Genomic DNA, 12,654 nt, shown 5'->3' with positions numbered 1-12,654 from the left:
TCGCAGCTGTACGCACTGGGCAACAGCACGGCCGATGCACTGGGCGGCGGCTCGACGGTGAACCCGGACGGTTCGATTTCGAACCCGACGTACAACATCGGCGGCAAGTCGTTCACGAACGTGGCGGGCGCGATCACGAATCTCGCAGGCGATATCACCAACATCCAGGGGCAACTCGGCGATACGGTGACGTACGACACGTCGGCGCATGACTCGATCACGCTGGGCGGTACCGACGCAACGACGCCGGTGGCGATCCACAACGTGAAGGATGGTGATGTCTCGGCATCGAGCACCGACGCGGTGAACGGCGGCCAGCTGTACGCGACGAACACGAACGTGTCGAACCTGGCCGGCGACGTGTCGAATCTGGCTGGCGACATCACGAACATCAGCGGCAAGCTGCAGGACGCCGTGGTGTACGACTCGTCGGCGCACGATTCGGTGACGCTCGGCGGTTCGGGCGCCTTGCCGGTGGCACTGCACAACGTGGCAGCAGGCGAAGTCTCGGCATCGAGCTTCGACGCGGTGAACGGTGCGCAGCTCTACGCACTCGGCAGCAGCACCGCCGACGCGCTGGGCAGCGGCTCGACGGTGAACCCGGACGGTTCGATCTCGAACCCGACGTACAACATCGGTGGCGACACGTTCAACAACGTGGGCGGCGCGCTGACGAACATCGACGGCCGCGTGACGAACATCGCGAACGAGATCGACAACGGCACGATCGGTCTGGTGCAGCAAGACCCGACGACGCGCAACATCACGGTCGCGAAGGACACGGACGGTACGGTCGTGGACTTCACGGGCACCGCAGGCACTCGCGTGCTGACGGGCGTGAGCGCAGGCGAAGTGTCGGCATCGAGCGTCGATGCGGTGAACGGTTCGCAGCTGTACGCGACCAACACGAACGTGTCGAACCTCGCGGGTACGGTGACGAACATTGCTGGTGACGTGTCGAACATCGCCGGTAACGTGACCACGCTGCAAGGCCAGATGGCCGATGCGGTGTCGTACGACACGTCGGCACACGACTCGATCACGCTGGGCGGTACGGATGCAACGACGCCGGTGGCGATCCACAACGTGAAGGACGGCGATGTCTCGGCATCGAGCACGGACGCGGTGAACGGCGGCCAGCTGTACGCGACGAACACGAACGTGTCGAACCTCGCGGGCAACGTGACCACGCTGCAAGGCGACATCACGAACCTGAGCGGCAAGCTGCAGGACGCCGTGCTGTACGACACGTCGGCGCACGATTCGGTGACGCTGGGTGGTTCGGGTGCCTCGCCGGTGGCACTGCACAACGTGGCAGCAGGCGAAGTCTCGGCATCGAGCTTCGACGCAGTGAACGGCGCGCAGCTCTACGCACTCGGCAGCAGCACCGCCGACGCACTGGGCAGCGGCTCGACGGTGAACCCGGACGGTTCGATCTCGAACCCGACGTACAACATCGGTGGCGACACGTTCAACAACGTGGGCGGCGCGCTGACGAACATCGACGGTCGCGTGACGAACATCGCGAACGAGATCGACAACGGCACGATCGGTCTGGTGCAGCAAGACCCGACGTCGCGCAACATCACGGTCGCGAAGGACACGGACGGTACGGTCGTGGACTTCACGGGCACGGCAGGCACGCGAGTGCTGACGGGCGTGAGCGCAGGCGAAGTGTCGGCATCGAGCGTCGATGCAGTGAACGGTTCGCAGCTGTACGCACTGGGCAACAGCACGGCCGATGCACTGGGCGGCGGTTCGACGGTGAACCCGGACGGCTCGATCTCGAACCCGACGTACAACATCGGCGGCAAGTCGTTCACGAACGTGGCGGGCGCGATCACGAATCTCGCAGGCGATATCACGAACATCAACGGCAAGCTGCAGGACGCCGTGCTGTACGACACGTCGGCGCACGATTCGGTGACGCTGGGCGGCTCGGGCGCATCGCCGGTGGCGCTGCACAACGTGAAGGGCGGCGACATCTCGGCATCGAGCACGGATGCAGTGAACGGTTCGCAGCTGTACGCCACGAACACGGCGGTGTCGAACATTGCTGGCGACGTGACCAACCTGCAAGGCCAGATGGCCGATGCGGTGTCGTACGACTCGTCGGCGCATGACTCGATCACGCTGGGCGGCACGGATGCAACCAAGCCGGTGGCAATCCACAACGTGAAGAATGGCGACATCTCGGCATCGAGCACCGACGCGGTGAACGGTTCGCAGCTGTACGCGACCAACACGAACGTGTCGAACCTGGCTGGCGACATCACGAGCATCAGCGGCAAGCTGCAGGACGCGGTGCTGTACGACTCGTCGGCGCACGATTCGGTCACGCTCGGCGGTTCGGGCGCATCGCCGGTCACGCTGCACAACGTGGCAGCGGGCATGGTGAACGCTTCGAGCTTCGATGCCGTGAACGGTTCGCAACTCTACGCACTGGGCAGCAGCACGGCCAGCGCGCTGGGCGGCGGCTCGAAGGTGAACGCCGATGGCTCGATCACGAACCCGACTTACGTGCTGAACGGCAACACGTTCAACAACGTGGGCGACTCGCTGTCGAACCTCGCGGGCAACGTGACGACGCTGCAAGGCCAGATGGCCGATGCCGTTTCGTACGACTCGTCGGCGCACGATTCGGTGACGCTGGGCGGTTCGGGTGCGACGAGCGCGGTGAAGCTGAGCAACATCGCCAACGGTGATGTCTCGGCGACGAGCTCGGACGCAGTCAACGGCGCGCAGCTGTACAACGCGATCGCTGGCATCGAGAACATCGCTTCGTCCGGCAATCCGATGTTCGCAGCGGATGGCAATCGCGACACGGAAGCGGCGAATGCAAGCGGCACGCATTCGACGGCAGCGGGCGCGAACGCGGTGGCCAGCGGTGAAACGTCGACGGCGATGGGCGCAGGCTCGCAAGCCACGGGCAAGAACTCGACGGCGATCGGCGCGAACTCGACGGCGAGCGCGGAAGGTGCTGTTGCGCTCGGCGCAGGTTCGGTGGCGGATCAGGCGAACACGGTGTCGGTCGGCTCGGCGGGCAACGAACGCAAGATCGTCAACGTCGCGAACGGCACGAACGCCACCGATGCGGTCAACGTGAGCCAGTTGAACGACGCGGTGAGCAACGCCCAGTCGTACACGACGCAAGCGGTCGCGCAAGGCGTGCAGCAAGCCAACGCGTACACCAACCAGCAGATCGGTCAGGTTCGTCGCGAGATGAACTCGCTGGGTGCGGCGGCCATGGCGGCTTCCTCGCTGATCCCGAACGCACGGGCGGAAGGCAACTTCCAGATGGCCGTCGCGGCGGGTACGTACGGCGGTGAGAGCGCCCTGGCGCTCGGTGCGAACTGGTACGTCAGCGACCGTCTCCTGCTGAACGCGCACGTCGCGCGTTCGACGGGCCCCGGCGGCAGCACCGGCGCATCGGTCGGCGCAACGTTCGGCTTCTGAACGCAGCGCTAACGAGGCCCGCCACGGGAAACCGTGGCGGGCGCGGAGAACGAAGTCATGAAGAAACTATTGCTATGCGGCGCACTGGCGACAGCGCTGTCCGCGTTGTCGGGCGCCCAGGCGTTCGCCAGCGTGGGCAGCGACGCCGAAGCGCTGATGCCCGCCGCGCAACGGATCGCTGATCCGTATCAGCGTGGTCTGGCCGAAGGCTGGCTGGAAATCGCCGATCGTCAGGACAGCCACGTGCTGGTCTCGAAGGTCTACAACGATGCGGCGGCGCGCTCGCTCAACAACGGCCGTCATTACATCGACGGCAGCGTGGCGTTTCAGCCGATCTACGGGCAGAAGAACTGGCCGCCCGTCGAGACGCGCGAGAAGTGGGTGAAGGCGCTGCAGGAAATCGAGCGCACCAACCAGCGCGCCGAGCAATCGCCGTGCAAGGGCGAGGACGCGGGACGTTTGCGCGCGCTCACCGACGAAGCCTGGAAGGAACAGGACGAGACGCACGGCACGCATTGGGTGCACGGCTGGGACGCCATCGAGCGCGCGCAGAAGCTTGCGCAGAAGGTCAACGGCGAACTCGACAAGTGCGTGCCGCCTGCGCCGCCGCCTGTCGTGGCGCCGGTGGCCGCAGCGGTCGTTGCGCCGGTGGCAAAGCGCATCTCGCTGTCGGCCGACGCGCTGTTCGATTTCGACAGCGCCGTGCTCAAGCCCGAAGGCCATCGCCAGATCGCCTTGCTCGCGCAGCAGTGGCGCGAGTCGGGCGCGACGCTCGGCGTGGTCGGCATCACCGGCTATACGGACCGCTTCGGCTCGGCGGCGCACAACGACCGTCTGTCGAAGCAGCGTGCGGCGGCCGTGATGCGCGAGATGCTGGCGCAAGGCGTGCAGGCGCAGCGTTTCGAGATCGACGGGCGCGGCGCGTCGAATCCGGTCAAGTCGTGTGCGGGCAAGAAGGCGACGTCGGCGGTGGTGGCGTGTCTCGCACCGAACCGGCGCGTGGAGATCACCGCGAAGTAAGCGCGCGCTCGCGCGCTTCAAGCGGAGTGTGAGTCGGGCGGCGTACCGCTGCCCGATTGAGTAGGGCGATTTGCGGCGTGTCTTCGGGCACGCCGCTTTTTTTATGCGCGCCCGGGGCGCGACGTCACGCTTTCTTCGTCACCGATACCGCCGCAGGCTTGCCGAGCAACTCGATGATCGCGCGATGCAGCGGATATTTTTCGGCCAGCGCGGTGGTATCGGCGATCTCGAACTCGCTGAACTCGAACCCCGGCGCCACCGTGCAGCCGACGAGCGCATAAGTGGACGGATCGCAGCAGCGCGCCGCGAACCAGTGACCCGCCGGCACCAGCGCCTGGAACACCGTGCCCGGATGGTCGAGCGCGTGGCCGAGCTTGCGCGTGGACAGCACGCCGCGCTCGTCGATCGAGTGGATCTCGATGGGCGCGCCTGCGTAGAAGTGCCAGAGTTCGTCGGAGCGGATGCGGTGCCACGCCGAGTAGGCGCCGTCCGCGAGCAGAAAGTAGATGGCGGTCGAGGCGGCGCGCGTGCCGTCCTCGTCGCGGCCGCCGTCGCGGCGGACCAGTTTGTCGGAGCGATAGGTCTCGCTGTAGTAGCCGCCTTCGGGATGCGGTTCGAGTGCGAAGCGGCGGATCAGTTCGTCGACTGCGGTGTTCGCGGTGGCCATGACGGCGTCCTCCTGGATGATCGGCGGTGAACCCCACGCGCCGCCCAGTATGCCGCGTCCCGGCTCAGCGCTCCTGTTCGTCGATCAGCGCGAGCAGCCCGCGCAGCGCGTGCGCGGCGGCCTGCACGCGAATCTGGTCGCGATCGCCCTTGAAGACGAGCGTTTCGACGTTCGTGTGCAGCCGGTTGCTCCAGCCGAACGACACCATGCCGACCGGTTTCTCCGGCGTGCCGCCGCCCGGACCGGCGATGCCGGTGATGGCGAGCGAAACCTGTGCCCGGCTGTTGCGCAGCGCGCCCTCGGCCATCGCGCGCGCGACCGGCTCGCTGACCGCGCCGTGCTTCTCGATCATCTCGGCGGGCACGCCGATCATCTCGGTCTTGGCCTGGTTCGAATAGGTGACGAAGCCGCGCTCGAACCAGCCGCTGCTGCCCGAAATATCGGTGATGGCGGCGGCGACCATGCCGCCCGTGCAGGACTCGGCGGTGGCGAGCATCAGGCGCGCGTCGCGCAGCTTGTTGCCGGCGCGGATCGCGAGTTGGTGGACGACGGAATCGGTGGGCATGGCGGTGTGTCCGTGGCGGGTTGCCGTGTGGGTTGCCGAGGGTTGTGGGCGACGCGAAAAATCAGACCGACATGCGCCAGAGCGCGATCACGAGCAGCGTGAAGAAAGCGGCGACGAGGTCGTCGATCATGATGCCGAAGCCGCCCTTGAAGCGCCGGTCGAAATAGCGGATGGGCGGCGGCTTCACCATGTCGAAGAAGCGGAAGATCACGAAGGCCCAGAGCTTGCCGGTGAATTCGATGGGCGTGACCATCAGCAGCACGAGCCAGAACGCGATGATTTCGTCCCAGACGATCGCCGACGGATCGTCGGTGCGCAGTTTCTTCGCCGTGAAATCGGTGATCCAGATGCCCGCGAGAAAGCCGCCGAAGATCAGCACGCCCCAGTCGAGCACGCTCAGATAGCGGTTGAGCACTTCGAACGCGGCCCACGCGAACAGCGTGCCGGCGGTGCCGGGCGCGAGCCGCGAGAGGCCCGAGCCGAAGCCGAGCGAAATGATGTGCAGCGGATGCGTGAGCATGAAGGGCGCGTCGGCGCGGCGCGGGCCTTTGGGCGTGCTCGCGTTTTGTCCCGCGGGCTGCGAGCTTGCCGGTAAAGCCGCCGACGACGCGCCGCCGGGCGCATCGGCTGGCGTCGCGCCGTTGCCGGCGGGCGAGGGCGTGGGGTCAGTCTGCATGGAAATGATCGAAGCCTTGCAACGTCAGGTTAAGTGGCGCGCCGGCGGCATCGTGCCAGGCGATGGCGGGCCGCGCGTGCGGATCCGCGCCGCTCCCACCTTGAGGCGAAGTTATTGTACCGATGCGCGTCACGCGCACACCCGCCTGTTGCGCCGCCGCCTCGACAGCCTCACGCCGGGCTTGCGCTGCGGTGAAACACAGTTCGTAGTCGTCGCCGCCCGCGAGCGCGCATTGCAGTTGCAGCTCGCGTGGCAGGCGCCGGAGCGCGGGCGAGAGCGGCAGCGCATCCACGTCGATGGCGGCGCTCACCCGCGAGCGTTCGAGGATGTGCCGCAGGTCGCCGGCCAGCCCGTCGGAGACGTCGAGCGCCGCGCGCGCCACGCCCGCGAGCGCGAGGCCCAGCGCCACGCGCGGCTGCGGATATTCGAGCGCGCGCCGGAACAGGGCGGCGTCGGCGGCGTCGATGGGCGTGTCCGGCCAGTCGTTGCGCAGCACGGCGAGGCCCGCGCGCGCGTCGCCGGGCGTGCCCGACACCCAGACGTCGTCGCCCGGCTGCGCGGCGTCGCGCCGAAGTGCGACATCCTGCTGCACCGAGCCGAACACCGTCACGCAGAGGTTGAGCGGCCCGGCCGTGGTGTCGCCGCCGACCAGCTCGCAATCGTGCTGATCGGCCAGTTCGAAGAGGCCCGCGCTGAACGCCGCGAGCCAGTCCTCGCGCGGCTTGGGCAGCGCGAACGCGAGCGTGAAGCCGAGCGGCTTCGCGCCCATCGCCGCGAGGTCCGAGAGATTGACGGCGAGCGTCTTGTGGCCGAGCGCATGGGGATCGACGTCGGGCAGGAAATGGCGGCCTTCCACCAGCATGTCGGTGGACACGGCCAGCATCTCGCCGGGCGCGGGCGCGACGAGCGCGCAATCGTCGCCGATGCCGAGCGCGGCGCGTCGCGTGTGCTCGCGCGCGCGCCGGGCGAAATAATGGTCGATCAGGGAGAACTCGGAAAGCATGACGAAAGGTCTATGACGAATGAATGGCGAGGCCGCTGCAAGGCCACGGCACCGGCCGCCGACGCGGCTTTGCCTGCACGGCGGTCGCGGCAGCTGCGCCTGAACTGAAAGGAATCCTGCTGGGGAATGGCGCTACAATCGGGCACATTCGCGTTCGAACTGTCATTCTAATCCGCACTCACGCCCCTGCCCCCATGTCGAATCCCGCCACGAACAAGCTTCGCGAAGCCGCCCTCGACTATCACGAGTTTCCCACCCCCGGGAAGATCGCGATCGCGCCGACCAAGCAAATGATCAACCAGCGTGACCTCTCGCTCGCGTACTCGCCGGGCGTTGCGTTCGCGTGCGAGGCGATCGTCGAGAATCCGCTGAATGCCGCGCGCTTCACGGCGCGCAGCAATCTCGTCGGCGTCGTGTCGAACGGCACGGCGGTGCTCGGCCTCGGCAATATCGGGCCGCTCGCCTCGAAGCCCGTCATGGAAGGCAAGGCGGTGCTGTTCAAGAAGTTCGCGGGCATCGACGTGTTCGACATCGAGCTGAACGAGTCGGACCCGCACAAGCTCGTCGACGTGATCGCCGCGCTCGAACCGACCTTCGGCGGCATCAATCTCGAAGACATCAAGGCGCCGGAATGCTTCATCGTCGAACGTGAAGCGCGCAAGCGCATGAAGATTCCGGTCTTCCACGACGACCAGCACGGCACCGCCATCGTCGTGGCGGCGGCGTTCACCAACGGCCTGAAGGTCGTGGGCAAGGACATCAAGCAGGTCAAGCTGGTGGCGTCGGGCGCGGGCGCGGCGGCGCTGGCGTGTCTGGACCTGCTGGTCGATCTCGGCCTGCCGCTCGAAAACATCTTCGTGACCGACCTCGCGGGCGTGGTCTACAAGGGCCGCACCGAGCTGATGGACCCGGACAAGGAGCGTTTCGCCCGTGAAACCGACGCGCGCACGCTCGCCGAAGTGATCGAAGGCGCCGACATTTTCCTCGGCCTTTCCGCGGGCGGCGTGCTCAAGCAGGACATGGTCAAGCAGATGGCCGCGAAGCCGCTGATTCTCGCGCTCGCGAACCCCACGCCGGAAATCCTGCCGGAACTGGCGCTGGAAGTGCGCCCGGACGCCGTGCTCGCCACCGGCCGCACGGACTATCCGAACCAGGTGAACAACGTGCTGTGCTTCCCGTTCATCTTCCGCGGCGCGCTCGATGTGGGCGCGACCACGATCACGCGCGAGATGGAAATCGCCGCCGTGAACGCCATCGCGGAACTGGCGCGCCAGGAGCAGAGCGACGTCGTGGCCACGGCCTACGGCATCCAGGATCTGCAGTTCGGCCCCGAGTACCTGATTCCGAAGCCCTTCGACCCGCGCCTGATCGTGAAGATCGCGCCGGCCGTCGCCCAGGCGGCGATGGACGCGGGCGTGGCCACGCGTCCGATCGAGGACATGGACGCCTACGAGCAGCACCTCCAGCAGTTCGTCTACCACAGCGGCACGACCATGAAGCCGATCTTCCAGCTCGCGCGCGCCGTGGAGCCGGAGAAGAAGCGCATCGTGTTCGCCGAGGGCGAAGAGGAGCGCATCCTGCGCGCGGTGCAGATCGTGGTCGACGAAAAGCTCGCGAAGCCCATCCTGATCGGCCGCCCGGCGGTGATCGAGCAGCGCATGGCGCGTTACGGGCTGCGTCTGGTCGCGGGTCAGGACTACACGGTCGTCAACACCGACCATGACGAGCGTTATCGCGACTTCTGGCAGACCTACGCGAAGCTGATGGCGCGCAAGGGCATCACGCCGCAAATGGCCAAGCTCGAAATGCGCCGCCGCACCACGCTGATCGGCGCGATGCTGGTGGAAAAGGGCGAAGCGGACGGCATGATCTGCGGCACGGTCAGCACGACGCACCGCCATCTGCACTTCATCGACCAGATCATCGGCAAGAAGGCAGGCTGCAACGTGTTCGCCGCGATGAACGCGCTGGTGCTGCCGAACCGCCAGATTTTCATCGTCGACACGCACGTGAACGTCGATCCCACGCCCGAGCAGCTCGCCGAAATCACGATCATGGCGGCGGAAGAAGTGCGCCGCTTCGGTATCGAGCCGAAGATCGCGCTGTGCTCGCATTCGAACTTCGGTTCGAGCAATGCGCCGTCGGCGCAGAAGATGCGCGATCTGCTGGAAATCCTCCAGGAGCGCGCGCCCGATCTGCAAGTGGACGGCGAAATGCACGGCGACGTCGCGCTCGACGCGAATCTGCGCCGTGAAATCCTGCCGGAATCGACGCTCGAGGGCGAAGCGAACCTGCTGATCATGCCGAACATCGACGCGGCCAACATCTCGTACAACCTGCTCAAGACGGCGGCCGGCAACAACATCGCCATCGGGCCGATCCTGCTGGGCGCGGCCAAGCCGGTGCACGTGCTGACGGCGTCGGCCACGGTGCGCCGCATCGTCAACATGACGGCGCTGCTGGTCGCGGATGTGAACGCGACGCGTTAAGCGCGACGGATTCGCCGCTCATTTGCTGGGTTGGCGGCAGTCACAAAACGGCGTGTCCGGTCTCCGGCGCGCCGTTTTTTTGTCTTTTTTGCGATTGTAAAAGTTACCGGTTTGCCGCTTGTGCGCGGTCAACGGTGTGGTATCGCCGCCTGGCTGTGATTGCTTCCAGGTCCCATTAGCGATACCCTTACATCTTTCAGGGTCGTCGAACGCGTTATCCCCAGGGTGGAAATCCGTAAATGGTGCGCAGATGGCATGCATAGGACTGCCTGAGGATAATTGTGCGCAAAATGGCGTCGCATCGACCAGTCAGGTTCGAGTAAATCCTTGTTCCCAAAGCGTATTTCGCGGTCGCGCCGGTGGCGCTGCCGGTCGGCTTGGGCGCGCGGTTTCGGGCTTTTTTCTGGTGGCGGCGCTGGCGTTCACGCAAGGCGCGGCAGCGCGAGGCTCGTCGTGGGATGAATCCGGCGACAGCGGCGCGGCTGGTGCGACGGTCGGAACGGTCAGTGTGGGCGCATTGCCGCGCGAGGCGGTCGCCACGCTCGGTCTGATCGGCGAGGGCGGACCTTACCCGTACGAGAAGGACGGCGTCGTGTTCGGCAATTTCGAACGGCAGTTGCCGCATCATCGGCGCGGCTTCTATCACGAGTACACCGTCCCCACGCCGCACGCGCACAATCGCGGCGCGCGGCGGATCGTCTGCGGCGGGCCGCTCAGGCGCACCGACAACTGCTATTACTCCGACGACCACTACGCCAGTTTTAAGCGAATTGTTGAATGACACCGGGAAGAGCGGCATGAGCGATAACACTTACGCACACGACCCGCGGGTCGCGAGCGATCTGTTCGCGTCCGGCGAGGGCAACCTGTTCCAGCGCGTCATGCAGATGAAGCACGACGATCAGCAGCGCGAGGATCAGCAGCACGACAGCGTGCACACGGACGAGGCGCATTCATCGAACGAGGCGGCCATGAGCCTGTTTTCGACCGTCAGGCCGAATATCGTCCAGTCGATCCGCGCGTTCCGCGTCCAGGATCTCGCCGACGAGGCCGAGCGCCTGCAGCAGCATTTCCTCTATGCGTTCTGCGCCAACGCGCTGACCAAGCAGGAAGTGCTGGAGACCATCGCCACGTCGTTTCTGTTTCCGAAGCATTTCGGCAAGAACTACGACGGCCTGTACGACTGCCTGACCGATCTGGTGCAGAAGGCCGGCGAGCAGCCGGGCTTCGTGGTCGTGCTGGACGGCCTGCCGATCGCGCAGAAGTTCGATAAAGATGGCCGCGAGACGCTGCTCGATGTGTTCCGCGAGGCCTCCGAATACTGGGCCGAGCGAGGCGTGGCGTTCCGGGTCTTTTATTCGTTCGCCTGAACGCAGCCGGGCGAGCGTGAGCCTTTAACGCTTTCCGCATCCGCCGTCGCATTCTTGCGACACAAAAGCGCAGGCCCGCCTTCCGGCGGGCCTTGTCATTTTTACGCGCCGTAACGCCAGGCGTGCGCCCGGCGCGAGGCTTACCAGCCGCCCCAGCGTGCCGCGAGCGCCGCGAGCACGGCGATGCCGGCCGTTTCCGTACGCAGGATGCGCGGCCCGAGCCCCACGGCGATGAAGCCATGATCGAGCGCGGCGGCTTCTTCCGGCGACGAAAATCCCCCTTCTGGCCCCACCAGCACGGTGATCTCGCCTTGCGGCGGCGTGGCGGGCAGCGTGGAAAACGACACGTTCGCGCGCGGCGAGAGCAGCACGCGCAACTCGCCTTCGGCGGGCGTCTTCGGCAGCGAGCCGAGCCACGTGCCCATTTCGCGCGTGGGCGCGACTTCGGGCATGCGATTGCGGCCGCACTGTTCGCACGACGCCTGAACGATGCGCTGCCAGTGCGCCTGGCGGCGCACGGCGCGCTCGCCCGAGAGGCGCACGACGCTGCGCGAGGTCGTGAGCGGCACGAAATTCATCGCGCCCAGCTCGACCGCCTTTTCGATCAGCCAGTCCATCTTGTCGCTGCCGGCGATGCCTTGCGCGAGCGTGAGGCGGTAGGGCGGCTCGGTTTCGATGTCGCGATACGGGCCGACGCGCACCTGCGCCTCGCGCCGCTCCATTTCGATGATTTCGGCGCTGAATTCGCCGCCCATGCCGTTGAACAGCACGACGGTGTCGCCGGGCTGCAAACGCAGCACCTGGACGTGCCGGGTGACTTCGTCGGGCAGGGTGAAGACGTCGCCGGATTCGAGAGAATTACCGACGAAAAAACGGGGCATAAGACAGGTTCTCATTGCTTCATGACAAATGGCGGGCAAGCGCCCAGCGGTAACCGTCGAGGTCCTCGACCTGGGCGAAACGGTCGCCCCAGAACTGGTCTTGTGGTTCGCTCAACGATTTGGCGCCGGCTGCGAGCGCGCGCGCATACACCGCGTCGACGTCGTCGACATACAGATAAAAGGATTGGGGGGCGATGGCGCTCGAGCTTTTGGGCGTGCGCGCCGTCGAGCCGAAAGCGCCTTCGGGCGCGAACATCACGATCAGCTGGTCGTGGTAGGTCATTTCCACGTGCATCACCGCGCCGTCGTCCTCGACACTGTCGCGCACCGCGAAGCCGAAAGCCGCCTCGAAAAAGGCGATCGCGGCGCGCGCATCGCGCACCGTCATATACGGCGTCAGCCACGGCACACCGGCGGGGCGGGGTGGGGTCATCGAGTCTCTCCAGATTCGTTTCGGGCAAGGACCTGGGTGGGCGGATTTCGGCGGGTAAGCAAAAAAGTGTAAGGAACCCAGCGATTTTCCAACG

General features: G+C 66.1%; 10 protein-coding genes and 1 pseudogene. 5 read left to right on the top strand and 6 right to left on the bottom strand.

The genetic code is table 11. The features are described 5' to 3' along the window. Window positions 1-213: 213 nt before the first annotated feature. Both LDO54_RS18275 and LDO54_RS18270 read left to right on the top strand, forming a co-directional pair. Window positions 214-3,456: pseudogene (locus LDO54_RS18275) on the top strand (YadA-like family protein); the annotation flags it as partial. Between the two features lie 57 nt (window positions 3,457-3,513). Next, window positions 3,514-4,476 carry an OmpA family protein gene (locus tag LDO54_RS18270; protein ID WP_224012086.1) on the top strand — a complete coding sequence of 321 codons (963 nt, stop codon included), beginning with the start codon at window positions 3,514-3,516 and terminating at the stop codon, window positions 4,474-4,476. A 124-nt stretch (window positions 4,477-4,600) separates the two neighbouring features. Here LDO54_RS18270 and LDO54_RS18265 read toward each other — a convergent pair whose 3' ends face one another. The 4 genes from LDO54_RS18265 to thiL form a co-directional block, all read right to left on the bottom strand. Next, window positions 4,601-5,143: a cupin domain-containing protein gene (locus LDO54_RS18265; RefSeq protein ID WP_224012085.1), complete on the bottom strand. Its 543-nt coding sequence runs from the start codon at window positions 5,141-5,143 to the stop codon at window positions 4,601-4,603. A 64-nt stretch (window positions 5,144-5,207) separates the two neighbouring features. Beyond that, the gene (locus LDO54_RS18260) at window positions 5,208-5,708 is read right to left on the bottom strand and encodes a CinA family protein (protein ID WP_224012084.1); all 501 of its coding nucleotides are present in this window, start codon (window positions 5,706-5,708) and stop codon (window positions 5,208-5,210) included. Window positions 5,709-5,769: 61 nt separating this feature from the next. Continuing rightward, window positions 5,770-6,384 carry a phosphatidylglycerophosphatase A family protein gene (locus tag LDO54_RS18255; protein ID WP_224012083.1) on the bottom strand — a complete coding sequence of 205 codons (615 nt, stop codon included), beginning with the start codon at window positions 6,382-6,384 and terminating at the stop codon, window positions 5,770-5,772. Next, window positions 6,374-7,387, bottom strand: a complete 1,014-nt coding sequence (thiL, locus tag LDO54_RS18250; protein WP_224012082.1) for a thiamine-phosphate kinase — start codon at window positions 7,385-7,387, stop codon at window positions 6,374-6,376. Before thiL ends, LDO54_RS18255 begins: the two co-directional genes overlap by 11 nt. Window positions 7,388-7,581: 194 nt before the next feature. Between thiL and LDO54_RS18245 the strand changes: the two genes are divergently transcribed. From LDO54_RS18245 to LDO54_RS18235, 3 genes are all read left to right on the top strand, one after another. After that, window positions 7,582-9,876, top strand: a complete 2,295-nt coding sequence (locus LDO54_RS18245; RefSeq protein ID WP_224012081.1) for an NADP-dependent malic enzyme — start codon at window positions 7,582-7,584, stop codon at window positions 9,874-9,876. A 415-nt stretch (window positions 9,877-10,291) separates the two neighbouring features. After that, window positions 10,292-10,657 (top strand): ribonuclease, encoded by a 366-nt coding sequence (locus LDO54_RS18240; RefSeq protein WP_415774541.1) that lies wholly within the window; start codon window positions 10,292-10,294, stop codon window positions 10,655-10,657. 16 nt (window positions 10,658-10,673) lie between these two features. Then, the gene (locus tag LDO54_RS18235) at window positions 10,674-11,246 is read left to right on the top strand and encodes a barstar family protein (RefSeq protein ID WP_224012080.1); all 573 of its coding nucleotides are present in this window, start codon (window positions 10,674-10,676) and stop codon (window positions 11,244-11,246) included. A 140-nt stretch (window positions 11,247-11,386) separates the two neighbouring features. Here the strand turns inward: LDO54_RS18235 and LDO54_RS18230 are convergent, their stop codons facing one another. After that, complete coding sequence (locus tag LDO54_RS18230; protein ID WP_224012079.1) at window positions 11,387-12,127, bottom strand: 16S rRNA (uracil(1498)-N(3))-methyltransferase; 741 nt, start codon at window positions 12,125-12,127, stop codon at window positions 11,387-11,389. 19 nt (window positions 12,128-12,146) lie between these two features. Continuing rightward, entirely contained in the window at window positions 12,147-12,560 is a 414-nt protein-coding gene (locus LDO54_RS18225) for a VOC family protein (protein ID WP_224012078.1), read from the bottom strand. Window positions 12,561-12,654: the final 94 nt, after the last annotated feature.

This window comes from Paraburkholderia tropica (genome assembly GCF_914484835.1).
GTDB classification, from domain to species: domain Bacteria; phylum Pseudomonadota; class Gammaproteobacteria; order Burkholderiales; family Burkholderiaceae; genus Paraburkholderia; species Paraburkholderia tropica_A.
This window is presented reverse-complemented; position numbering and strand designations above follow the sequence as displayed.

Bases quoted from the DNA above. Each gene is read 5' to 3' on its own strand.
- LDO54_RS18260 (WP_224012084.1), bottom strand. From the start codon at position 5,708: ATGCCCACCGATTCCGTCGTCCACCAACTCGCGATCCGCGCCGGCAAC.
- LDO54_RS18255 (WP_224012083.1), bottom strand. From the start codon at position 6,384: ATGCAGACTGACCCCACGCCCTCGCCCGCCGGCAACGGCGCGACGCCA.
- LDO54_RS18270 (WP_224012086.1), top strand. From the start codon at position 3,514: ATGAAGAAACTATTGCTATGCGGCGCACTGGCGACAGCGCTGTCCGCG.
- LDO54_RS18225 (WP_224012078.1), bottom strand. From the start codon at position 12,560: ATGACCCCACCCCGCCCCGCCGGTGTGCCGTGGCTGACGCCGTATATG.
- LDO54_RS18265 (WP_224012085.1), bottom strand. From the start codon at position 5,143: ATGGCCACCGCGAACACCGCAGTCGACGAACTGATCCGCCGCTTCGCA.
- LDO54_RS18235 (WP_224012080.1), top strand. From the start codon at position 10,674: ATGAGCGATAACACTTACGCACACGACCCGCGGGTCGCGAGCGATCTG.
- LDO54_RS18245 (WP_224012081.1), top strand. From the start codon at position 7,582: ATGTCGAATCCCGCCACGAACAAGCTTCGCGAAGCCGCCCTCGACTAT.
- thiL (WP_224012082.1), bottom strand. From the start codon at position 7,387: ATGCTTTCCGAGTTCTCCCTGATCGACCATTATTTCGCCCGGCGCGCG.
- LDO54_RS18230 (WP_224012079.1), bottom strand. From the start codon at position 12,127: ATGCCCCGTTTTTTCGTCGGTAATTCTCTCGAATCCGGCGACGTCTTC.